Annotated in this window: 22 protein-coding genes and 2 tRNA genes; 13 read left to right on the plus strand and 11 right to left on the minus strand. The window is 47.7% G+C overall.

Features of this window, described 5'->3' with window-relative positions; translation table 11 throughout:
• Positions 1-216: 216 nt before the first annotated feature.
• The 5 genes from WJM45_RS04820 to WJM45_RS04840 form a co-directional block, all read right to left on the minus strand.
• Entirely contained in the window at positions 217-1,413 is a 1,197-nt protein-coding gene (locus tag WJM45_RS04820; protein ID WP_341327851.1) for an HlyD family secretion protein, read from the minus strand.
• Between the two features lie 24 nt (positions 1,414-1,437).
• A complete protein-coding gene (locus WJM45_RS04825; RefSeq protein ID WP_341327852.1) occupies positions 1,438-3,096 on the minus strand; it encodes an efflux transporter outer membrane subunit in 1,659 nt (552 codons plus the stop codon).
• Positions 3,093-4,694, minus strand: coding sequence for a DHA2 family efflux MFS transporter permease subunit (locus tag WJM45_RS04830; RefSeq protein ID WP_341327853.1), 1,602 nt, complete (start codon positions 4,692-4,694; stop codon positions 3,093-3,095). Before WJM45_RS04830 ends, WJM45_RS04825 begins: the two co-directional genes overlap by 4 nt.
• A gap of 182 nt (positions 4,695-4,876) precedes the next feature.
• Positions 4,877-5,320, minus strand: a complete 444-nt coding sequence (locus tag WJM45_RS04835) for a hypothetical protein (RefSeq protein ID WP_341327854.1) — start codon at positions 5,318-5,320, stop codon at positions 4,877-4,879.
• A gap of 26 nt (positions 5,321-5,346) precedes the next feature.
• Positions 5,347-5,769, minus strand: a complete 423-nt coding sequence (locus WJM45_RS04840; RefSeq protein WP_341327855.1) for a hypothetical protein — start codon at positions 5,767-5,769, stop codon at positions 5,347-5,349.
• Between the two features lie 159 nt (positions 5,770-5,928).
• Between WJM45_RS04840 and WJM45_RS04845 the strand changes: the two genes are divergently transcribed.
• The 11 genes from WJM45_RS04845 (at position 5,929) to WJM45_RS04895 (ending at position 14,709) form a co-directional block, all read left to right on the plus strand.
• Positions 5,929-6,798, plus strand: a complete 870-nt coding sequence (locus WJM45_RS04845) for a LysR family transcriptional regulator (RefSeq protein WP_341327856.1) — start codon at positions 5,929-5,931, stop codon at positions 6,796-6,798.
• 155 nt (positions 6,799-6,953) lie between these two features.
• Positions 6,954-7,030: transfer RNA gene (locus WJM45_RS04850), tRNA-Val, on the plus strand.
• Positions 7,031-7,093: 63 nt separating this feature from the next.
• Positions 7,094-9,001 carry a threonine--tRNA ligase gene (gene thrS, locus WJM45_RS04855; protein ID WP_341327857.1) on the plus strand — a complete coding sequence of 636 codons (1,908 nt, stop codon included), beginning with the start codon at positions 7,094-7,096 and terminating at the stop codon, positions 8,999-9,001.
• A 22-nt stretch (positions 9,002-9,023) separates the two neighbouring features.
• On the plus strand, positions 9,024-9,548 hold the full coding sequence (gene infC, locus WJM45_RS04860; protein WP_083877670.1) for a translation initiation factor IF-3: 525 nt from the start codon (positions 9,024-9,026) through the stop codon (positions 9,546-9,548).
• A 148-nt stretch (positions 9,549-9,696) separates the two neighbouring features.
• Positions 9,697-9,891 (plus strand): 50S ribosomal protein L35, encoded by a 195-nt coding sequence (gene rpmI / locus WJM45_RS04865; RefSeq protein WP_083877669.1) that lies wholly within the window; start codon positions 9,697-9,699, stop codon positions 9,889-9,891.
• A gap of 18 nt (positions 9,892-9,909) precedes the next feature.
• Positions 9,910-10,272 (plus strand): 50S ribosomal protein L20, encoded by a 363-nt coding sequence (rplT, locus tag WJM45_RS04870; RefSeq protein WP_341327858.1) that lies wholly within the window; start codon positions 9,910-9,912, stop codon positions 10,270-10,272.
• A 213-nt stretch (positions 10,273-10,485) separates the two neighbouring features.
• A complete protein-coding gene (pheS, locus tag WJM45_RS04875; RefSeq protein ID WP_341327859.1) occupies positions 10,486-11,505 on the plus strand; it encodes a phenylalanine--tRNA ligase subunit alpha in 1,020 nt (339 codons plus the stop codon).
• Between the two features lie 14 nt (positions 11,506-11,519).
• On the plus strand, positions 11,520-13,895 hold the full coding sequence (gene pheT, locus WJM45_RS04880) for a phenylalanine--tRNA ligase subunit beta (protein WP_341327860.1): 2,376 nt from the start codon (positions 11,520-11,522) through the stop codon (positions 13,893-13,895).
• Between the two features lie 4 nt (positions 13,896-13,899).
• Entirely contained in the window at positions 13,900-14,196 is a 297-nt protein-coding gene (ihfA, locus tag WJM45_RS04885) for an integration host factor subunit alpha (protein ID WP_014147396.1), read from the plus strand.
• Positions 14,180-14,533, plus strand: a complete 354-nt coding sequence (locus tag WJM45_RS04890) for a MerR family transcriptional regulator (RefSeq protein ID WP_017840101.1) — start codon at positions 14,180-14,182, stop codon at positions 14,531-14,533. Before ihfA ends, WJM45_RS04890 begins: the two co-directional genes overlap by 17 nt.
• 99 nt (positions 14,534-14,632) lie before the next feature.
• A tRNA-Pro gene (locus WJM45_RS04895) sits at positions 14,633-14,709 on the plus strand.
• Between the two features lie 137 nt (positions 14,710-14,846).
• Here the strand turns inward: WJM45_RS04895 and WJM45_RS04900 are convergent.
• Both WJM45_RS04900 and WJM45_RS04905 read right to left on the minus strand, forming a co-directional pair.
• Positions 14,847-15,452: a hypothetical protein gene (locus WJM45_RS04900; RefSeq protein ID WP_341327861.1), complete on the minus strand. Its 606-nt coding sequence runs from the start codon at positions 15,450-15,452 to the stop codon at positions 14,847-14,849.
• A 22-nt stretch (positions 15,453-15,474) separates the two neighbouring features.
• The gene (locus tag WJM45_RS04905; protein WP_341327862.1) at positions 15,475-16,443 is read right to left on the minus strand and encodes an IS30 family transposase; all 969 of its coding nucleotides are present in this window, start codon (positions 16,441-16,443) and stop codon (positions 15,475-15,477) included.
• Positions 16,444-16,525: 82 nt separating this feature from the next.
• Here WJM45_RS04905 and WJM45_RS04910 point away from each other — a divergent pair, with 82 nt between their 5' ends.
• A complete protein-coding gene (locus WJM45_RS04910) occupies positions 16,526-16,774 on the plus strand; it encodes a hypothetical protein (RefSeq protein WP_341327863.1) in 249 nt (82 codons plus the stop codon).
• 14 nt (positions 16,775-16,788) lie between these two features.
• Here the strand turns inward: WJM45_RS04910 and WJM45_RS04915 are convergent, their stop codons facing one another.
• The 4 genes from WJM45_RS04915 to WJM45_RS04930 all read right to left on the minus strand — a co-directional run bounded on the left by WJM45_RS04915 (position 16,789) and on the right by WJM45_RS04930 (position 18,929).
• The gene (locus tag WJM45_RS04915; RefSeq protein ID WP_341327864.1) at positions 16,789-17,274 is read right to left on the minus strand and encodes a GNAT family N-acetyltransferase; all 486 of its coding nucleotides are present in this window, start codon (positions 17,272-17,274) and stop codon (positions 16,789-16,791) included.
• The gene (locus tag WJM45_RS04920; RefSeq protein WP_341327865.1) at positions 17,271-17,561 is read right to left on the minus strand and encodes a DUF1778 domain-containing protein; all 291 of its coding nucleotides are present in this window, start codon (positions 17,559-17,561) and stop codon (positions 17,271-17,273) included. Before WJM45_RS04920 ends, WJM45_RS04915 begins: the two co-directional genes overlap by 4 nt.
• A gap of 62 nt (positions 17,562-17,623) precedes the next feature.
• Positions 17,624-18,358, minus strand: coding sequence for a site-specific integrase (locus WJM45_RS04925; protein WP_341327866.1), 735 nt, complete (start codon positions 18,356-18,358; stop codon positions 17,624-17,626).
• Positions 18,327-18,929, minus strand: a complete 603-nt coding sequence (locus WJM45_RS04930) for an Arm DNA-binding domain-containing protein (RefSeq protein ID WP_341327867.1) — start codon at positions 18,927-18,929, stop codon at positions 18,327-18,329. The genes WJM45_RS04925 and WJM45_RS04930 overlap by 32 nt, the downstream gene beginning before the upstream one ends.
• 1,498 nt (positions 18,930-20,427) lie before the next feature.
• Here WJM45_RS04930 and WJM45_RS04935 point away from each other — a divergent pair.
• A complete protein-coding gene (locus WJM45_RS04935) occupies positions 20,428-21,879 on the plus strand; it encodes a sigma-54 dependent transcriptional regulator (protein ID WP_341327868.1) in 1,452 nt (483 codons plus the stop codon).
• The last annotated feature ends 75 nt before the right edge of the window (positions 21,880-21,954 follow it).

Genomic DNA, 21,954 nt, shown 5'->3' on the forward strand with positions numbered 1-21,954 from the left:
AAATTCGTCATTTTTATTTATTGCATTGTTGTGAGAGATTATCATTTGAACCTTCCAGTCTGTCTCACCGGTGGTATTGAGCTCTTTAGTCGATCGAGTTGGTTCGGTTTCCATTGCTTTTACCCCAAGTTGGTTAATTGTTGAGTATCCTTGCTCTCCGGATCTCGGCAATTCCCGCCGAAATTTGATCTGCAAAAGGTATATGATTTTCAATGGTTAGTTATTGATAGCGCTGCAATCGAGTTTTAACGGTTCATTTGGCGTCACCAGATTTAATGCAATGATTTCCTGAGCTTTTGACTCCGCCTCAAGCAGTTCTTCAGAGAAAATATCCGTCTCATATTCCTGGCTTGACACTTTCGTTATCGAACTGATAGGAGATTTTCCGGTGTCTTGCAAATGAATCGAAGTTATCGTCGAAAGACCGGGGCGAATAGGGTGCTTCAATATCTCGTCTTCCGGCAGCGCAATGCGTACAGGCACTCGCTCTACGATATGAATGAAATTTCCAGTCGCGTTGTCGGGAGGCAACAAGGCAAAAACACTACCTGTACCAGGAACTAGCCCTTCCACAGTCCCATGAAAGGTATGACTTCCCTGATGCATATCGACGGCGACATCCGCCGATTGGCCGGGTCGTATACCTTGCACCTCGGTTTCCCGTAAGTTTGCCTCCACCCATAGATGATCTAACGGGATCAGCGTCAGCAAAGAGTCGCCCGGTTGAACCCGATTGCCGACTTGAACTTTCCGCATCGCGACATAACCAGATACCGGAGCGTAAATACGTTGCCGGCTATATTCGATGTAGGCGGTGATAAAGTGTTGCTTGGCCGTTTCAATATCGGGATGATCCGTTCTGCTCGTACCGCCAATTCTGGCTTGAACCGCTATGAGTTCGGATTTGGCCTCAATCATTTCCGCGTCCAAAGCCGACATCTGGTCTTCGGCATTCTGCAAAGCTTGCTTCGAAACTGATCCGCTAGGAACCCCTTGCCGAAATCGAAAAACGTCGTGACGTACGCGGGCAAGTCTAAAGGAGCGAGCAATCAGCTTTTGACAGATTTGCTGATGAGTAGCGAATAGCGCACCGATTTCTCGTACCGCTTGTCCAAGTTCTCCCGCGGTTTTGCTCAAGGCAGTTTTCGCCCGGTGTTCATCAAGGCGAACGAGGAGATCGCCTTTATTGACGGACTGAGTTTCCTCCGCTAAAACCTGGGTGACAATGCCGGTCGTATCCGCTTCGACCGGGATCAGGTTGCCGGTGACAAATGCATTGTGGCTAACAATCCAGTCGCGATAATAAATCCACCAATAGCAGGCGTAGATCGAAGCCGCTATCAGCAACATAAAGGCAACCCACTGCAAACTGCGATTTCGGCGGGCGCGTAAGTTGTTACACTGCACTTTCATAAGTTTTGCTCTGTAAAACGTCGTTCAATTTTCGTCGAATATTGTTGGCATGGCAGTCAACCATTTGAGGAAGCTGAAACTTTCAGAGTCGTCCGTTCGTTGGTCGCTGAAAATTCCTGACCAGGAAAACAACCACTTGAATAAATTAAAACCTTCCGGGTGATCGGGCGGGTGTATGATTTTCTGTTGAACGATTTGAAGATCGTTCGTGTACCCGCCGCCGAGTGCTTCGATCAAATCCACTCTGGCGATCCAATGGTCCGCTTCGACCGATTTCAAGGCATATTCCTGATCGAATACGGTGTGCAGACGACTCAACAGCGGCTGGCGATCGTCCAATCCGATGCGGAAACGATCCTCCGCGAGTCTCTGGTTCCTGCGCGATGAAGTGAGTAAGCGAGCTTGCGCTTTCAGTATTAAATGGGATTCTTTCCAACTGCTGAGGCTGTCGGCGACTTCCTGTACTGCATGCAGCAAGGTGTCATTATAAAGCTCCACAGCTCCGTCATATTCTGCTCGCTGGACCGACAGCTCACCTCGCAGCCGCCCTCCTTCAAACAAAGGAAGGCGCAGGCCGGGCGCTACACCGTACGAAAAACTGGAGCCCGAAAATAGAATGTTGGCTAAACTGCTTGCCCCCTTCGTCATTCTAAGAGCGTTTATGCCGGCGAAAGCAGTTAAATCGACCGTTGGCAAGAAGCTGGCTTTGGCCATTTTTATCCGTTCTGCGGCCGCTTCGGCACGGCGTAAAGCGGAGGCGAGATCCGGCCGATGGGCAAGCAATTCCAGCGGAAGCCTGTTGGGCAACTGCAATTGCTTTGAAATATTGACCTTGCCCGCAAATAAGTTTTGTATCGAGTCCGGTCCGGTCCCAACCAGCCGAGCCAGTAGATTTTTTTGGATGTCCAGTTGATCACGTACACCCGCTACTCGCTTGTTAGCGACTTCTAAATCGATTTCTGCTTGCTCCACAGGATCTTCGGAGTCAAGACCCAGCTCTAGCCGCGTTTTGACCAGGAGAAGAAGTTCGCGCTGCAGCTTAACTACTTTCTTTGACAAATTTAGCTGTTGCCGTAATGCCACGCCACGGATATAGGCTCTTGCAATAGCGCTCGTCAGCTGCAATCGGGTTTCGGCCAGCTCCGCTTCCTCTGCCGCCGCTTCGCCAATGGCCGCTTCAAGCGCCGCACGATGTTTCCCCCAGAAGTCAAACTCGTATCGGAAGCTCAATGGGTTTATTTGCCCGAAGACAATATTGGTTCCCGCCGCTTCTTCACGATTCAGTGCGGCATAAATCCCATTTTCCGAAATGCGTTCATTGACGAACTCCATGTCCGCATCGAGGAACGGCAGCAGACGGGCGCCTTCCACGCGAACCAGCGCTTGCGTTTGACGCAACCTAGCCGTAGACGCTTTGAGTCCCGGGTTATCCATTAAAGCCGTTGTCATAAGATGATTGAGTTCATCGCTACCGAATTCTTGCCACCAATCCTGTTTCGGCCATTGCTTCAACAAATTCGGTGATTCCGTGGACTCATCAGATGATAAATGTGCGATGGGCGGCATCTCGATAAACTCCGCCGGTTTTCCACCTTTCGGTATCCAGGCGCACCCCGAGATTGCGAGCATCACCAGGCACGCCAGGAAAGACACCCTTCGAAGCAACCTCAACCGGCTGATCATGGCTCTTCCATCAATTGTTCCGCCCGAACAGCTTCTATCTCTTTGCTGTCTTTTCGGTACGGATGAAGATAGACTGGGCGGGCGAACCAAATGAGTCCGGCCAAACCGACAAAAAAATAGCTGGTTAACAAAAAAGCATCACTCATTGCCAATATCGCCGCTTGTTGTTTGATGATTAGCGCAAGCTGGTCGTTGACTACCTCCGGAGCAAGTCCGTCGGCTTTCAGCCGAGTTGAAAACTCATTCAGCAGGTCTAGAGACGCGAACCGTCTTCCACCAAAATTATCCGCCAAATGCAATTGATGAAACGGCGCTCTGCGAAACAATAAAACGCCTTGCAAAGTAATGCCAAAAGCCCCTGCGACAATGCGCAATAATCCGGCTTCCTCGGCCGAGCGTTGCTCTTTTGTGGCTGAAAATCCATGTACGGTCAAACGGGTTAATGGCACAAAAAAAGAACCCAGGAAAAATCCGAGAAGCAACATGGGCCAGAAAATCTGATCGAAAGAACCGGGGTCATCGAATAACCCAATCCAATACCAAATGCCTGCGAATCCCAAAAAATTAAGACTGGCCAGCAGCCGGACATCCACACGAACGGATAAGCTATGCAATGCTATTGTTACGGGCACCGCCAGCAGAACCGTCGGAAAAAAAACCATGCTGGCTAAATAGGACGAATAGCCGAGTAACACTTGTAATTGAACGATGAGCAGCGAAAGTATCCCTTGAATCAACAGGAATCCGACGGACGAACAAATCACGCCGATGGCGAAATTACGGTTGGTAAAAAGGCTTATATCTAGGGCCGGATGACGCTCTCCAAGCTCCCAGACAACAAACAAGGACAACGCGATAATCACCAGGGCCGTTACCACGCTCAGAAAAGTCGAATCCAGCCAATCAAAGTCGTTTCCTTGGTTCAAAATAGTTTGGATGCCGCCTAAAATAATCGCCAATAACACAAAGCCGATAAAATCGAAACGGCTGTCACTACGATCGTATCTTCTGCCCGCAAGCAACGAACCGATAATGGCGGCAACGATAATCGCAATCGGTATATTCAGATAAAACAGGTAACGCCAACCCATCTCATCGGCGATCAATCCACCGATAGAAAAGCTGACCGTGAATGGCATGATGCCAATTAGCCCCCAAAATCCCAGTCCCAGCAACTTTAGGTGTTCTGGATATTCATCGAGCAACAAGTTTTGGCCGACTGGGAGCGTAATTCCCCCTACAAAACCGAGCAGGATACGCGCGGGAAGAAACAGCAGCAGAGTTTTGCTGATCGCGCATAGATAAGACGCAAAAGCGTAGAGAATGAATGCCGCTACCCATACGCGGTAAGCTCCGTATTTTCCCGAAAGCCAGCGGCTCAATGGAAAACCCAGCGCCAGGGCGATCATGAAGTCGGTTTGGGCCCAGGTTCCAAAACTGGGCTTTACACCACCTAAATCCCCAGCAACATGAGGCATCAATGAAATATAAGCGCCCGCGTTAAACAATACCGTCATGTGTCCGACTGCCAATACGATATTCAATAGACCAAAGCGCCAACCATGTAACCTTTCAGCAAAAAATATCGCCATGGGCATCAATTGACTCCAGCCTATCTGCTAGTTACAGATCTTTTGTACCGATTCGATAGTCTCATCGGTTGTCGCTTTTCGGATATTTTTTTAGCGAATTTCAGCAACGAATACACGCCCCGGTAGTTTTCATTTATGTTTCTATTCGACATAGTAATATCCTCGCTTTAAAACAAGATACTCACCGATCAGCTCAATAATCCCAACATCAACAGCAACAAACCGGAGCAGGCCGCCAAAATCGAACACCATTTGATTTGATTGATTACCGTCATCGTTCGCCAATTACTCAAGAATTCGTCTATCAGTTGATGGTAGCAATCAAGCAGATCGCGTTTGGTTGTGTGATACCAGGTCGGTATTGAACGGGCCAACATATATAAAAGGAGTGCCGCGATCAGCAGCATCAGGTAAAACGTGATGACCTGCGTAGTGTGGAGATCGGTATGAAAAATATGCTCGATCAGTTGATCGAGAGCAAATTCGAACATCTCGAACGAAATATGAAGAAATTCAATCGACAGGTGAATCAAAAGATCGAATTGGGCATAGACGGCGATCATCAAGACTATCCAAATTCCAGCTTTGTATTTTGCGGAAAGATTAACGCCGCCTAAAATTTTCAAATTCATCGGAGCTTCCCCTCTCTAGCTATCCCCTAAATAATTTCTCGGCTTGGCCAGGTGAGCGCGCCGGAACGGAAAATGAATGGTTTGGTTTTTGAAATTGGGTCTAGGACTTCATCAGACGTTCGGCCCCGCTCGATTAAATTATCTCTATGGCAAAGTGCGCCAGCGACCAAAACACTCTCCGTTTTTCGGTAAATCATGAAATCTGGACACTGAGGTAAAACCAGTTTGAGATAATGCGGATGACCGGGTGTCCCGCTTTCGCCCGAGATCGGTGCGATTTCGGACAGCACTGATTTCATCTCAGCACTACGTGAAGCCCTTATCTTCGGGCAGCTATCTTTTGATAATAGAACGGTATCGAATAGGCTCATTGCCACGAGCATAAGTATTGGAATACCAATCGTTCTGGTTATTGTCGAAATCCAAATGATACGTTTATCGAACATCATGAAATTCTCCAGTTTGTTTGGGGTGCGGAAATGCCGACCTACCGGGCGGGATCTAAAACCCACTCTCATTGATTTGAAGACTACTATAGAACCGGCATATTACATTTGACAAACGATATTTAATTGCATTTAATATCGAAAACTTGAATATTAAATTTTATGGATATTGAGCAGATAAGAACTTTTTTAAGCGTCGCGGCAAATGGCAGTTTTCAAGAAGCGGCTAATAGGCTGTATCTCACACAATCGACGGTGAGTAATCGAATACAGCGTTTGGAAGCCTATTTGAGAGTTCCTTTGTTCGTACGCAACCGGTCGGGAGCTCATTTGACGCAGCAAGGACGTCGATTTTTAGGGCACGCTAAATCGCTGTTATTGACACTCGAGCAAGCTCAACACGATATCGGTTTGCCAAGTCGATTCCGTGCCAGTATTACCGTAGGAGCTCGAATTGCTTTGTGGGAGGAAATACTGCCGTATTGGATAGGGGAGGTTCGCAAACAGTCGCCGGACGTCTCGATCCGCTGCAATATCGGGTTCGAAGAAGATTTGATGCGAGGACTTATCGAAGGCAATATCGATATCGGTCTTATGTATACGCCGCAACACAGTCCCGGCCTGGTGGTAGAGCATTTGTTCGACGAAACCCTTGTGCTACTGGCTACCGATTGCGACAAAACCTGGCCGGGCGACGATTATGTATACGTGGACTGGGGACCGGATTTTTACGCTCAGCACAGTAATTACTATCCGGACTTGGAGAGTCCCGCTCAAGTGGTTAATATCGGCTGGCTGGGCATACAATTAATAATCAGCAATGGCGGTTCGTGTTACCTGCCTATTCGGATGTCCAAGTCGTTTATTCAGGCGAAAAAGCTGCACCTCGTTCCCGGCAGTCCGCAATTCAAATTGCCCGCTTATGTGGTTTTTTCTCGAGACAGCGATTCCGAGGTGCAGCGACAAGTGCTCGGCAATTTGCGCGACTTGGTGAAAAAAGGGTTGCAGCAAGATTGGAATCCGGAAGTCTGAGCGACTTTGGAGTAAGCCTGCTATGCATTGGAACGCAATAGCCACCGATTCTGTTTCAACAGAAACCGTATGCAATCAGTTAAATAAATTTCATTTTTAATCGTTGCAAAAAATTAAAGGATAGTTATAATAGGCGGCCTGAACACACAGACCTTAGGCGCGTAGCTCAGTTGGTTAGAGCACCACCTTGACATGGTGGGGGTCGTTGGTTCGAATCCAATCGCGCCTACCAAATTTCAAAGCACCGTATATCGGTGCTTTTTTGTTAGTGAACCTTGATCAGTCTTAAATTAACATGCCGGTAATCACACTCCCCGATGGATCACAGCGTGAATTCGACCATTCCGTCACAGTTATGGATGTGGCCCGGTCTATCGGTTCCGGATTGGCAAAAGCTACATTGGCCGGTCGTATTGACGATAAGTTGGTCGATGCCGAAACGGTCATCGAACAAGATGCCCATTTGCAGATTGTAACTGCTAAAGATGAAGAAGGCGTCGACGTAATTCGTCATTCGGCTGCGCATTTGCTGGCGCAAGCGGTTAAGCGCTTGTTTCCCGATGCGCAAGTAACGATCGGTCCGGTCGTAGAAAACGGATTTTATTACGACTTTTCCTATAAGAGACCCTTTACGCCGGACGATCTTGCAGCGATCGAAAAAATGATGCAGCAAATCGTCGCCGAAGATGTCGCAATCAAGCGCTTTCTGTTGTCGCGCGACGATGCGGTTAAGTTTTTTAAGGATCAAGGCGAAGCTTATAAGGCCGAGATCATCGAATCAATTCCGGCCAATGAAGATTTGTCTTTGTATGCCCAAGGCGAATTTACCGATTTATGCCGCGGACCTCATGTGCCGAGCACAGGTAAACTAAAGGCCTTCAAATTAATGAAGATTGCAGGCGCTTATTGGCGCGGCGATTCCAACAACGAAATGCTGCAGCGTATTTACGGTACTGCCTGGGGCGATAGCAAAGACCTGAAGGCCTATTTGCATCGTCTGGAAGAAGCCGAGAAGCGCGATCACCGTAAGTTAGCCAAATCTCTCGATTTGTTTCATGCTCAAGAAGAAGCGCCGGGTATGGTTTTCTGGCATAGCAAGGGCTGGACGCTTTATCAGCAGGTCGAACAATACATCCGCAATAAACTGCGTCTGAACGGCTACCAGGAAGTCAAAACGCCGCAAGTCGTCGATCGATCGTTATGGGAGAAATCCGGGCATTGGGATAAGTTCGGCGACATGATTTTCACGACGCATTCGGAAAATCGCGATTATGCGATCAAGCCGATGAACTGTCCTTGCCATGTGCAGATTTACAATCACGGGTTGAAAAGTTACCGCGATCTGCCGATTCGCATGGCCGAATTCGGTTCCTGCCATCGTAACGAGCCCTCAGGAACCTTGCATGGCTTGATGCGGGTTAGAAACTTTGTGCAGGATGATGCGCATATTTTCTGTACCGAGGATCAAATTCAACAGGAAGTCTCGATATTTATCGACTTATTGTTTGAAGTTTACAAAGATTTCGGCTTCCGCGAAGTCATTATCAAATTATCGACCCGGCCGGAAAATAGGGTAGGTGACGATTCGGTCTGGGATAAGGCCGAGGAAGCGCTGGAAGTCGCATTGAACAATAAAGATTTGGATTGGCAGTTGCAGCCCGGTGAGGGCGCTTTCTACGGACCTAAAATCGAGTTCTCGTTAAAGGATTGTATCGGCAGGGTCTGGCAGTGCGGTACGATACAGGTCGATTTTTCAATGCCTGGCCGGCTTGGCGCGAGTTATATCTCCGAAGACGGTTCTAAACAAGTACCTGTTATGTTGCATAGAGCAATTCTCGGTTCGCTCGAACGCTTCATCGGTATCCTGATCGAACAACATGCCGGCACATTCCCTCTCTGGCTCTCTCCGGTGCAAATTGCCGTGTTGAATATTGCCGACAGACAAGCCGAATATGCCGAACAAGTCGTAGGTAAGCTTGAAAAACAAGGCTTCAGAACGATAATTGACTTGAGAAATGAGAAGATAGGCTTTAAAATTCGCGAACACTCGATGCAGCGGGTGCCGTATCTTTTGATTATCGGAGATAAAGAAATGGACAATCAGGTAGTTACGGTTAGAACGCAAAAGGGTGAAGATTTAGGCAGTCTTTCAATCGATCAATTGACCGAACGGCTTGGTAGCGAGATTGAAGACAAAAAATAATCATAGTTTGGAGGATTAGGGTATCTCAGCGAAAAAAGACGAAGTGCGCATAAATGACACGATCACCTGTAGAAGGGTGAGAGTCGTTGGTGCGGATGGCGAAGCGCTCGGCATAATATCGATCGATGAAGCAAAGCAGCTGGCTTATGATAACAACCTGGATCTGGTGGAGATTTCACCGAATGCGGATCCGCCGGTTTGTAAAGTCATGGATTACGGCAAGTTTCAGTTCGAACAAAACAAGAAACAGCAGGCCGCCAAGAAAAAGCAAAAACAGATACAGGTTAAGGAAATCAAGTTTCGTCCGGGCACCGAAGAAGGAGACTATCAGGTTAAATTGAAAAACCTGACTAAGTTTCTCGAAGAAGGCAATAAAACCAAAATCACGCTCCGTTTTCGCGGTCGCGAAATGGCTCATAAAGAGTTGGGCATGGATTTATTGAAGCGTATCGAAAAGGATTTGGAAGAGCTGGCCTTAGTTGAGCAGTTCCCTAAAATGGAAGGCCGTCAAATGGTTATGGTTATGGGGCCGAAAAAGAAAAAATAAAAGGGCGTGGTTTGTACGTCCTTGTTGCTAGGAATGCAACAGAAAGCATTGCTTAGAGTAATGCGACACAAATTCTTCAGGGCCTTGCATTTTGCCTTGTCGGGTTTAAATCTCAAGGAAACTTACTATTTTTAATCGGAGCAAACAAATGCCAAAAATTAAAACTAATCGCGGTGCGGCAAAGCGTTTTAAGAAAACCGCAGGCGGATTTAAGTGCGGACAATCGCATCGGCGTCATATTTTGACAAAAAAGTCCACCAAAAGAAAAAGACAGTTGCGTAAAGCGGCCCATCTTCACCCGTCCGACGTGCGCATGGCGACACGTATGATGCCTTACAGTTAAAACGACAGGAGAAGAACAGTGGCAAGAGTTAAACGTGGCGTAACTGCCAGAGCAAGACATAAAAAGATTTTAAAGCAAGCGAAAGGATACTACGGCGCACGTAGCCGGGTTTATCGCGTTGCTAAGCAAGCAGTGATCAAGGCAGGCCAATATGCTTACCGCGACCGCAAACAGAAAAAACGTCAATTCCGCGCCTTGTGGATTGTTCGTATCAACGCCGCTGCGCGTCTGTGCGGAATGTCCTACAGTCGTTTCATCAATGGTTTGAATAAAGCCAATGTTGTGGTCGATCGTAAAGTGTTAGCCGATTTGGCCGTGCGTGATATGGAAGCTTTCGCGGAACTGGCTAAAATTGCGCAAGCCAACTGCAGTAAGCCCTAAAAAAGAAAAACCGGTCGGGTCGGTTCATTCCAGCTTTTCGCGATTTTTCGAAATAGCTATGACGCAGGGTGCGCATCGCGCGCCTTCCTCGAGTGCGACCGACTCCCCAAGCGTTTTTCTTTAAAATACACGTTTCATAGTGCGGCCGCTTCAGCAATGCAGCGACCGCACTTTTTCGATATTTCCCATTCATTTCTAATAGCGAGTTGAGCAGTGTCGGCTACTCTCGAAGATCTCCTGGCGCAAGCTTTACAAGAACTTGCGAATTCTCAAGACCTAAATCAGTTGGATCAGGTGCGCGTTCATTATCTAGGCAAAAAAGGCCTATTTACGCTGCAGATGAAAGAATTGGGCAACCTCGAGCCGCAGCAGCGACGAGAAGCCGGGCAGGTCATCAATCAAGCAAAAAACCAGTTTCAAGAAGCGCTTGACGCGAAGAAGCAAGCGTTAGAAGAAGCGGCGCTACAACAGCGCTTAGCGAGCGAGTCTGTCGATGTGACACTGCCGGGACGAGGGCAACAGGTTGCAGGTTTGCATCCGGTTAGCCGTACCCTGCGCCGCATCGCAAAAATATTCGCCGGCGTTGGATTCGATGTCGTCGAAGGTCCCGAAATCGAGGACGATTATCATAACTTCGGCGCCTTGAATATTCCCGATCATCATCCGGCGCGTGCAATGCACGATACCTTTTATTTCGATGCCCATACGGTGCTTCGCACGCATACGTCGCCTGTGCAGATCCGCGTGATGGAATCCGAACAGCCGCCGTTGAAAGTCATCGCGCCGGGCCGCGTGTATCGTTGCGATTCGGATTTGACGCACACGCCGATGTTTCATCAAGTCGAAGGCTTTTTGGTCGATAGCGGCGTGAGCTTTGCCGATTTAAAAGGCGTCGTTTATGAATTTTTGCGCGCCTTCTTCGAAAAAGACATTCAAGTCCGCTTTCGTCCTTCTTATTTTCCGTTTACCGAACCATCTGCGGAAGTCGATATCGAGTGCGTGATGTGCGGAGGAAAAGGCTGCCGCGTGTGCGGACATACCGGCTGGCTCGAAGTGATGGGTTGCGGCATGATACATCCCGAAGTATTCAAATCGGTGGGTATTAACGGCGAGCTGTATTCGGGCTTCGCATTCGGCATGGGAGTCGAGCGCCTGGCGATGCTGCGCTATGGAATCAACGATTTAAGACTGTTTTTCGAAAACGATCTGAAATTTTTGCAGCAATTTAGGTAGGTTAAGGTCGGATCATGCAATTAAGTGAAGCTTGGTTAAGAGAACTGGTCAATCCGCCGATTACGACGGCGGAACTGGTCGAGCAATTGACAATGGCCGGTCTCGAAGTCGATTCGGTGACGCCGGCGGCGGCCGATTTTAGCGGAGTTGTGGTTGGCGAAGTTTTGGCGATGGAGCCGCATCCCGACGCCGATCGATTGCGAGTCTGCAGGGTCGAGGTTGGTGAGGCCGAACCGTTGCAAATTGTTTGCGGAGCTGCAAATGTTCGGGTCGGTTTGAAAATTCCGGCAGCACTGATCGGTGCGGTATTGCCCGGCGATTTCAAAATCAAAAAGTCGAAACTGCGCGGCGTCGAATCGTTCGGTATGCTGTGTTCCGAAAAAGAGCTGGGTTTGGCAAAAGATGCCGAAGGCTTGATGGAATTGCCCGTCGACTCGCCGGTGGGAACCGATATTCGAGATTATTTGTCGCTGAACGATAATATGATCGAGGTTGATTTGACGCCTAACCGGGCCGATTGCCTGAGCGTCGAAGGTATTGCTCGTGAAGTGGCGGTGTTGAATCGCTTGGATTTTAAACCGGAACATGTGATGCCGGTTTCGGCGGCTCATCAAGAGACGCTAGCGGTCGCGGTAGAGGCTGTTGAATATTGCCCTCGTTATACCGGTCGATTGATTAAAAATGTCAATCCTGACGCCGAAACCCCGTTATGGCTGCAGGAGCGTCTGCGAAGATCCGGATTGCGTAGTCTCGGGCCTTTGGTCGATGTCACCAACTATGTATTGTTGGAGATGGGGCAGCCTTTACATGCCTTCGATGCCGATAAATTGACCGGCGGAATTCGGGTGCGTTTAGCCGAGGCCGGTGAAAAACTGAGCCTGTTGAACGATCAAGAAATCGTGCTCGATAACGAAACGCTGGTCATCGCCGATGATAGTTGTGCGTTGGCCTTGGCTGGCGTTATGGGCGGTAGCGAAAGCGCTGTCGGCGATAAAACAAGCAATATCTTTTTGGAATGCGCGTATTTCTCGCCGGATACCATTATGGGCAAAGCCCGGCGATATGGTTTGCATACCGATTCCTCGCATCGTTTCGAACGTGGTGTCGATCCTTATTTACAATCTCGAGCTCTGGAAAGAGCGACGCAACTGATTCTTTCGATTGCGGGCGGTAGCGCAGGTCCGGTTACGGAAGTCAAAACCGAAACGGCCTTGCCGAAGCGCTTGCCGGTTTTATTGCGCAAACAACAAGTTTTGGACATTCTTTGCGTCGAGCTTGAAGATGAGGTGATTTCCGATATTTTCGAGCGTCTGGGCATGTCGGTCGAAACAGCGGAAGAGGGGTGGCAGGTTACCCCGCCCGGATTCCGCTTTGATATCGCCATCGAGGCTGATTTGATCGAGGAAGTGGCCCGTATTGTCGGCTACAACAATCTGCCGCAAAGCGAATTATTCATGCGCTCGGAGTTGAGCAAGGCGCCGGAAGCGATACTCGAACTCGATAGAGCGAAGGATTTTTTAGTCGATAGAGGTTATCAAGAAGCGATCACCTATAGTTTCGTCGATGAGGCGATACAAAAAATCATCGCGCCGGATGATGAGTTTATTCCATTGCAGAATCCGATTTCATCGGAATTGGCTGTGATGAGAACCACTTTATGGTGCGGCTTGCTGCGTGCCGCCTTGCATAATATCAATCGGCAGCATACTCGGGTCCGGTTATTCGAAACCGGTTTACGTTTCGTGCGTCGGGGCGGCGCGACTCATCAGCAAAAAATGCTGGCAGGTCTCGCGATCGGCGATGTTTATGCCGAGCAATGGGGAGATAATGGCCGTGCAATCGATTTTTTCGATGTTAAGGCCGATCTTGAGGCCCTGTTTGCCTTAACCGGTATGAAGTTTCGTTTTGAGGCGGCAATGAATCCCGCTTTACATCCTGGTCAGTCGGCGCAAATTCTTTCTGCGTCAGGAGAAAATGTAGGCTGGTTAGGCATGTTGCATCCGTTGCTCGAAAAGCAGCTCGATTTCGATTCGAGAGTTTTTCTGTTTGAGTTGGACCAAGATTTGTTGCTGAATAAAGCGATTCCTGCGTTCAAACCATTATCGAAGTTTCCTTCGGTACGCCGTGATATGGCCTTGATCGTCGATGAAAAAGTGACGGCCGGTCAAATCGTCGATACGATAAAAAGCTGTAACGAGCCGATGATACAAGACATTATGATTTTCGACGTGTATCGTGGAGCTGGTGTCGAAGCCGGTTGCAAAAGCATTGCCTTAGGGCTGGTTTTTCAAGATTTTTCACAAACTCTTACCGATTCGCAAATAGATGCTATATTTAGCAAACTGTTAGCGGCTTTAGCCGATAAGACCAATGCAAAACTGAGGGATTAAATTTATGGCATTAACGAAAGCTGATTTTGCCGAGAGGCTATTTGACGAGCTTGGATTAAACAAGCGCGAAGCGAAAGACATGGTGGATTTGTTTTTCGAAGAAATAAAAGGATCTTTGGAAAACGGAGAACAGGTCAAATTATCGGGATTCGGCAAATTCGAACTTCGGGACAAAAACAGTCGGCCGGGTAGAAATCCGAAAACAGGTGAAGAAATACCTATTACCGCCCGTCGTGTGGTAACATTCAGGTCCGGTCAAAAACTAAAAGCCCGAGTAGAAGCTTATGCTGGAACCGAGTAATAATAATGAACTGCCACAGATACCGGCGAAACGCTATTTTACGATAGGTGAAGTCAGCGAGTTATGTGCGGTCAAGCCGCATGTACTAAGGTATTGGGAGCAGGAGTTTTCAGAGCTAGCCCCAGTAAAACGGCGGGGTAACCGTCGTTACTATCAAAGGCACGATGTATTGATGATTCGTCAGATTCGATCGCTCCTTTATGAGCAAGGCTATACGATAGGAGGCGCGAGGGCGCACTTATCAAGCGACGATGCCAAGGAAGACTCAACTAGGACCAAGCAGTTGATTCATCAAATGATCGGCGAATTAGAAGATATACTGGAAATTCTTAAATAATTAGCAAGCTTTAATTATTCAATAGATAGGCCTGAATAGTTAAGTTTGTATTCACTTTTTAACGAATATCCAGTATCATTCGATTCTTTTTCAAATCGTCGGGGCGTAGCGCAGCTTGGTAGCGCACTTGCATGGGGTGCAAGGGGTCGGAGGTTCAAATCCTCTCGCCCCGACCAATTGAATCAAAGACTTAAAAAATATCAAAATTCTCAAAATCATAAAAATAAGGTTTCGGGATACCTTTCGGGATACCTTTTTTTATCGATTGATGTAACTTCGCGCGATATTTGTCACCAGTTTTGCGCGATATTTGTCACTCCAAAAACTCTTGGATAGCACCTTTAAATGACTCCTCCGCAGCGTTAATTGATTCGATGTCTTCGGCAAGTTTTAATACGCGTTTGGCTGCTTGACGAGCGCCTTCGATCGCTGCCCCCACTTCTTCCCATTGCGCTGCCGTGGTTACGATCAGATCGGCCACTTCAGCGGCGGTCGCGCCGGTGGCGTCGACTTCGGCTTTGACCCATTTATAAGGGGAAGCATCTTCCGGGTATCCTGCCGCGATGTAGGCTTTGGCGTCGTCCAGTTTGCTCAGGTAGGTCGCTTGTTGGCCAGGCGCTTCGGTGAAGTAGTTTAGGCGGGCTTGACCGGCTATTCGGTCGATGTTGCGTTCGGCTTCAGACCTGCACAGGGCGATGATTTCGCTCGTATCTTCTGCGTAGGCTTTTGTTTGCCAATCCCATCGGCTTAGCCTGTGCGGTTTGGGCGGAAACTCGACTAATGCAGGAGGGTCTTGCTCGATATCGACATAGACATTATTTAAATTGATATCCTCCCCAAGTGAGATATATGCATCACCATCCGCTAGATTGATATCGATATCAGTCTTAGGAATGTTTAATACTTTTCCTGGATTCAAGTTATAAGTGCAATCCCACTAATCATGCGGCTTTGCACTCTGGTTGTTCAAAAAACACCGAATGAGGTGTTCGATAGTCCAGTCCTTTTCGGGGGCGGTGATTGAGCCGGTGCATAACCTTTTCGACCTGCTCGTCGGTGATGTCCTCAAAGCTGCTGCCCTTGGGGAAATATTGCCGAATGAGGCCATTGGTATTCTCGTTAAGTCCACGTTCCCAGGAGCAATAAGGGTTGGCGAAATAAACTGGCGCATTGAGCGCTTGGCTGATCGCTTTGTGTCCGGCAAACTCTTTCCCGTTATCCGAGGTAATCGTCAGTACCTTGTCCTGATAATTGGTCAGTAACTCAATTGTTGCTGTCGTCACGCCTTCAGCATGCTTGCTATCGACCTTTTTAATCAAGGTGAACTTGGACTTACGATCGACCAGCGTCACCAAGGCGCCCTGATGGTTTTTTCCGATGACGGTATCAATTTCCCAATCACCGATACGGCCCTTTTCGTCAACAATCGCCGGTCTTTCTGCGATGCCGACACGCCCGACAATCTGCCCCCGTTTGTCTTTCGAGCCATATTTCTTGCGGCGCTTCTTGTGGGCTTGGCGCAAGTGCTTATACAGGTCGCCTCCCGCGCGTTTGTCTGCCCAAATGTGCTGATAGATCCGTTCATGACTGATACGTGTGCCGTGCTCCTTGTCCAGCCAGCCCGAAATTTGCTCAGGGCTCCAATCCAGACGCACTTGGCCTTCGATTAAGCTAATTACTTCCGCGGTCATTTTAACGGACTTAAAGGCTTGCCGTTTGCGTCTGTCCGACTTGATCTGGGCCTGTTTAGGACGATAGCCACGCAGTCCGCGATTACGTGTCAACTCACGGCTAATCGTGCCCTCTGAGACGCCAACAATCTCGGCGATCTTTTTATTTGTTTGTCCTGCTTTCAATAAGGCGGCAATCTGGTATCGTTGTGCTTCGGTCAACTGTTTGTAGTCCGTCATCGCTTATCCATCTTTGGTCGGATTGAGAAGGGGTGGTACTATAACAGTTGACCCCTTCTTTATCACTCAAAATGAATTGCACTTGTTAGTTGAATCCGCGCAAGATGAAGTGATCCCTCTGATGCGAGCAGTATGGCTTTATCGAGAAACAAAACAGGAGGAACAAAAGAAAAAGCGTCTTGCGGTTGTTGGCTGGCTTTTACGACACGGTTGTGATTTAGGTTTTTTCCATGAAAATGCTGAGCTGCCAACCGTTTTATCTGTAGTAATGGATGCCAACGATTCGGAACTAAACAAGCTCTTTGGCTTAATTTCATATGTTGAATTATGAAATGATTTTGTCGTTTAATTGTTTAACGGCAAGAACAATTTTAAAGGCTGACCAGGAAACGCGATAAAACCGAACTGTTGATAAAACGCCGCTGCCGAAGAGTTCAAAGCATCCACCACGACCGCATAAACCGCCATCACTTCGCTAGCCTGCTCCACACGCTGGACTGCATCCGCTAATAATATCGTCCCCAGGCGTTGGCCCTGGTGGCGCTTATCAACCGCTAGTCTTCCCAATAATGCGGTAGGGACCGGGTATTTGGGCAAGCGTAGTTTATGATCTGGCGGCAAGTCATCGACACAAATACTGCCAGCGCTGAGAGTGTAATAACCTAGAATGATTTGCGGACAATCGGCATCTGTCGCTACAAATACCTTATTGATACGATGCTTTACATTCTGGCGAGCATATTGTTGCAAGTAGCTATTCAGGCCGGCATCGCCGCAGTCGAATAGTTTGCGCTGGTGGTTGGCGTTGAGTGCTACGATCTTTAACTTCATGAATCCCGGACAACCGACTCTTTATGCAATGCCAAAGCCTCTTTCAATTTGGCATTTTTAGCCGGTGGGTTTTCCAGAGCGTCTAAAAACAGTTCCCAGTCGGTTTGGGATAAAGTCATTTGTTCATGCTCGCTGATGATGCTTTCAGCCGCTGCCAGTGATTGAGACAATACAAATTCGGATAGCTTTTTATGGCTGTAACTGGCCGCTTTTTCCAGCTTTTGTTTGGAAAGTGCGTCGAGGCGAATGTGCATGCGCTCTTGTTTGGTTGTTTCTGTAGTAGGCATAATTCCTCCAATCGGATATAAGTGATTGTACGCCATTTGTGCGTCTTTAAATTGTTTTTTCTTCAGCTTGCTCGTTTTATCGGAACGACATTTTTGTTATCTCCGGTCAATAACTCCAGTCGTTCGCCCAATATACGCCATGCCTCGGCTTGTTCGGCTTTCAGTTCCTGGCGTTGATATATACGTTTCATTTTGTTCTGCTCTGTGTGGTTTAGGCATTTTTCTATAACATCCGGCAATACGCCCAGATTACCCATTAGCGTTGCGCCAGTGCGTCTCAAGTCATGCGGTGTCCATTTGCCGCCTGATAGTCGCAATGCGTCCTTATGCTGGCTTTTATTGCTTCTAACCCGGTCAGTTTGTCGGTCGTTTATCTGTTTGGATATGCTTTTATCGCAGACGTGATGAGTCTTGCTTCGATCCATGAACATCCAGCTATCTGACTCCCGATGTTCCGACAATCGTTTAAATTGACGCAAGGCAAAATCGGATAAGTAAATGATATGAGGTTTACCGTTTTTGCTATGCTCATCCGGGATAAGCCAGGTTTTTGCTGTCAAGTCAACGTGCTCCCATCGGGCCTTTGAAAGTTCACCAACACGGCAGCAAGTTGAAAGCATGATCCAGATAGCACACTCAGTTGACGATATAAAATTAGCATTGGGCAGCTTCCGGTAAAGCTCCCGGATTTCATCCTCACTTAATATCCGATCACGCTCCACGGATTTACCGCCGATTTTGGCTTTACGTATGCTAGCGGTAGGATCAAACATCAATAATGTCGCGGTCCACGGCATACCTGAACATCTGTCGCACCAATGACAATATGAGTTTAGCCATGCGATTCACGCCACGTAATAACAAAGCGTCTGTTATCTCGGTGATATGCCCTTTACGGACATCGGATACGGCAAGATGACCGATAACCGGCAACACGTCCTTCTCAAACATGCGCCGGATTTCCTTGCCGCTGTCCTTGCGGTTTTGCAAATCTGTAGCGGCCCAGCGTTCGAATAAATCTCTAACGGTGATAAGCGCCTGTTGACGGGCTAGTTCAGCTTGTTCCTCAAGTTGCTTTTTGCGTTGGCGCTCTTGCTCTAACTTCTTTTCAAGCGTTGGGTCGATCCCGGATTTAACCTGCAGCTTGAGTTCATCGCGTTCCCTTCGTGCTGCTTGCAAGGATTTCGAAGTCAAATTAGCCCATTTTATTTTTCCGTCGACACGGTATTTAAGCCTGAAGGAGATAGCGCCGCCATCAGCTACTGAACGAATGCGAATGTACAAGCCGCCGCCGTCTGAAACAAGCCTTTCCTTGTCGCCGGGTTTGAGTTTTCGGAAAGCAAGGTCTGTGATTTTGTTGTTTGCCATGATTCACTTGTACGGTTTTTCGGGAGACCTTTTTTCTTGGATTTAGACAAATTGTATCGGGCAATGCAAATTCATAACATTATGAAAAATAATGAAATAATATCGGAGTAGGGATTATGCTGGACGGTAAAAAACAATGATTTACCTTTATGGGGTGCAAGGGATAGGAGGTTCAAATCCTCTCGCCCCGACCAATTGAATCAAAGGCTTGTGATTTTCGATTAAATCATAATGCTATCATTTCGAGGTGCCAATTATAGGCGCTTCAATTTTATCTTTTGCTCGGATTATCGATCGTCAATCAATGACGACAGGTCCCGTCCAATTGAGTTCGTCAATCGCTCTTTGAGCCGACTCGATTGTTGGATAGGAAGTGTTTAATACATGTCCCGCTTCGCTTCCGATAACGATGAATACCCGAATGCGGTTGGAGTCGTTGTTGATCCTAATAGAGCACACTATTCCCCGTCGAACGAGTCTACGCGCTTCGTTAGCTGTAATTTCAATCATAAAACAATCATTCATAATGAGACCTGAGTTGAATAGCATACTTTAAAGCGCATTTTGGCATACTTTGGTTTCGTCTGTCTGTTTCCAGCTCATCATTTCTTTCGAACCTCAAATTTCGATAGTGCCCGAGGAGGCGCCGAGTGTCCGACAAAAGTTTTGCTAGCATGGGTGTGCAACAGTAATTCTCATTTTGAAACCTTATCTTATATAATGTCTAATCTTTGTGATCAGCTCCGAAAGCCTATGGTTAGTCCCTTACAGCCTTCAGCAAAACTGATGTTTTTGGTAATCCGTACATTAGTTGACTAAACTCACACCGCATTTAGCAAGCGCTACCGGGTAGTCGAAAAACGCCATAATATTAAATCGGCATGCTGTCTTGAACCCAGTGATTATCCCAGTTTAGGCTAACGCAAGTCGCGCCATTGCTGCCCGAGTTTGCTCGTCCACAAGTTAGGAAGGGAATGCAAGACTGCGTATTGGAGGTAGGCAAGCGATGATTGAGCGCCTGGTGCGTGCTGTATGTATACCTTTCGCACTTCAAAATTCGGCAGTGCCTTAGGAGGCACCGGGGTGCCCGGCCCCTCACCTAACACTAGGTGAGGGGCTGGCATAGAGCCTACATGGACGTATTCACCCAGCACCTAAATTCCATAGCCTTTTGGCTATGGTAACAATCTTGCCTAATTTAGGTGCTGGGTTCACGGCGTCCTTTGGCGGGCACCCCGGTGCCGAATTTTGATCTCCGAGGGCGCCGCGTTGCTCCGCGAAGTCCTGTATTGCCGTCATGTTTTGTGCCAAAGGACCATTCATATAGCTCGTCATAAATAATAGCTAAGGATTTTTTATCAAAATAGGCTAACCTCTTATCGCATGCCGATTTTTCGATATTATGCAAAACAATTCATTAGACGTATTTTCTAGTCCAGACTTTAGAGCGCGGGTTATTCGCGCAAAGATAGACGGATATTTCAGGTAAAAAAGAATTATGGCTTGGCCGTGTATTTTATTGATCGATGATAATCAAACCAGAGCGCTTCAATTCAAAGCAGTATTAGAATTTATGGAGCATCGGGTGGAAATGGCTCTTCCATCCACTATTACCGATGGTATCGAACGTTGCGGCGAGGATTTAATTGCCGTATTTATTGGCGATTCGATCGATAAGCAAGCTTCGGTTATCAAATCCGCCTTGGAGAAGACTGAACGGGCTCCGGTTATTTTGTTGAAAGATAAGGATGTTGTCGAGGTGTTGCCTACGGCAGTCGAAGATATGTTGTTTCAACAATTGGTATGGCCGACCACTCATGCCGCATTAAAGAAATTATTAGATGAAATATTAGCTTCGATCTATAACGGACAAATGCCCCGCCATGCCCTTGATAGACGAGTTTACGAGCGGCGTTTATCGTCGAAGCAACGTCTCAAGGGTAATAGCAAGGCGATTGTCAATGTGTGTAAACTCATTGATCAAGTCGCCGAGTCCGATGCAACCGTGTTAATTCTTGGCGAATCGGGTACCGGTAAAGAAGTTGTTGCTAGGACTGTACATGATTGGTCGTTACGCAGCAATCAGCCGTTCGTGCCGATTAATTGCGGAGCGATTCCGGGCGAATTGTTGGAGAGCGAGCTATTCGGGCATGAAAAAGGCGCTTTTACAGGTGCCTTGTCGACCCGGCAAGGCCGTTTTGAATTGGCCGAAGGCGGTACGTTGTTTCTCGACGAAATCGGGGATATGCCGATGGCGATGCAGGTCAAGCTATTGCGAGTACTGCAAGAGCGTACATTCGAACGGGTCGGTAGCAATAAAACAATACATTGTAACGTTCGCATCATCGCCGCTACGCATCGCAAATTGGACGACGAAATCAAAGAAAATCGGTTTCGGGAGGACTTGTTTTACCGGTTGAATGTTTTTCCGATCGAAATGCCGGCATTGAGAGATAGGGCCGAAGATATACCTTTGTTGGCAAAGGATTTGATAGCGAGAATGGCCTCCGAAAATCGCGGTTCGGTGCGGTTGACCGATACGGCGATAGCTCTATTAATGCAACATCAATGGCCGGGTAATGTGAGGGAACTGGCCAATTTGATTGAAAGACTCGCGATTATTAAGCCTAATGGTTTAGTTGACGCAGAGGATTTACCTGAAAAATTTCAACATTATGTCGTGCCGGAGAATATAAAAATTGTTACGGAAGAGTCATTCGAGCCGGAAGCCGTTCGCAAGAGTAACGACGCGGCGGAAGGTGTCTCGGGAGTCTTTCAATTACCGAAGCAAGGTATCGATTTGAAGGAATATTTAAGCGACATGGAGAGCGACTTAATCCGTCAGGCTCTGGAAGAATGCAATGGCGTGGTTGCCCATGCAGCCAAGCGCTTAAAGATGCAGAGAACGACGCTAGTTGAAAAGCTTCGTAAATACGACTTGCAGCGATAACGTCGACATATTTTTGACGAAAGGAACAGGAGTTTGACGGTAAGTCGTTGAATGTTTAGGTGAAATAAAGTGGTC

It is taken from the genome of Methylotuvimicrobium sp. KM2, assembly GCF_038051925.1.
Taxonomy (GTDB): domain Bacteria; phylum Pseudomonadota; class Gammaproteobacteria; order Methylococcales; family Methylomonadaceae; genus Methylotuvimicrobium.

What these genes read in the sequence shown, in the direction of transcription:
- WJM45_RS04820 (WP_341327851.1), bottom strand. Translation starts at nt 1,413, where the DNA reads ATGAAAGTGCAGTGTAACAACTTACGCGCCCGCCGAAATCGCAGTTTG.
- WJM45_RS04825 (WP_341327852.1), bottom strand. Translation starts at nt 3,096, where the DNA reads ATGATCAGCCGGTTGAGGTTGCTTCGAAGGGTGTCTTTCCTGGCGTGC.
- WJM45_RS04830 (WP_341327853.1), bottom strand. Translation starts at nt 4,694, where the DNA reads ATGCCCATGGCGATATTTTTTGCTGAAAGGTTACATGGTTGGCGCTTT.
- WJM45_RS04835 (WP_341327854.1), bottom strand. Translation starts at nt 5,320, where the DNA reads ATGAATTTGAAAATTTTAGGCGGCGTTAATCTTTCCGCAAAATACAAA.
- WJM45_RS04840 (WP_341327855.1), bottom strand. Translation starts at nt 5,769, where the DNA reads ATGATGTTCGATAAACGTATCATTTGGATTTCGACAATAACCAGAACG.
- WJM45_RS04845 (WP_341327856.1), top strand. Translation starts at nt 5,929, where the DNA reads ATGGATATTGAGCAGATAAGAACTTTTTTAAGCGTCGCGGCAAATGGC.
- thrS (WP_341327857.1), top strand. Translation starts at nt 7,094, where the DNA reads ATGCCGGTAATCACACTCCCCGATGGATCACAGCGTGAATTCGACCAT.
- rpmI (WP_083877669.1), top strand. Translation starts at nt 9,697, where the DNA reads ATGCCAAAAATTAAAACTAATCGCGGTGCGGCAAAGCGTTTTAAGAAA.
- pheT (WP_341327860.1), top strand. Translation starts at nt 11,520, where the DNA reads ATGCAATTAAGTGAAGCTTGGTTAAGAGAACTGGTCAATCCGCCGATT.
- ihfA (WP_014147396.1), top strand. Translation starts at nt 13,900, where the DNA reads ATGGCATTAACGAAAGCTGATTTTGCCGAGAGGCTATTTGACGAGCTT.
- WJM45_RS04890 (WP_017840101.1), top strand. Translation starts at nt 14,180, where the DNA reads ATGCTGGAACCGAGTAATAATAATGAACTGCCACAGATACCGGCGAAA.
- WJM45_RS04905 (WP_341327862.1), bottom strand. Translation starts at nt 16,443, where the DNA reads ATGACGGACTACAAACAGTTGACCGAAGCACAACGATACCAGATTGCC.
- WJM45_RS04915 (WP_341327864.1), bottom strand. Translation starts at nt 17,274, where the DNA reads ATGAAGTTAAAGATCGTAGCACTCAACGCCAACCACCAGCGCAAACTA.
- WJM45_RS04920 (WP_341327865.1), bottom strand. Translation starts at nt 17,561, where the DNA reads ATGCCTACTACAGAAACAACCAAACAAGAGCGCATGCACATTCGCCTC.
- WJM45_RS04925 (WP_341327866.1), bottom strand. Translation starts at nt 18,358, where the DNA reads ATGCCGTGGACCGCGACATTATTGATGTTTGATCCTACCGCTAGCATA.
- WJM45_RS04930 (WP_341327867.1), bottom strand. Translation starts at nt 18,929, where the DNA reads ATGGCAAACAACAAAATCACAGACCTTGCTTTCCGAAAACTCAAACCC.
- WJM45_RS04935 (WP_341327868.1), top strand. Translation starts at nt 20,428, where the DNA reads ATGGCTTGGCCGTGTATTTTATTGATCGATGATAATCAAACCAGAGCG.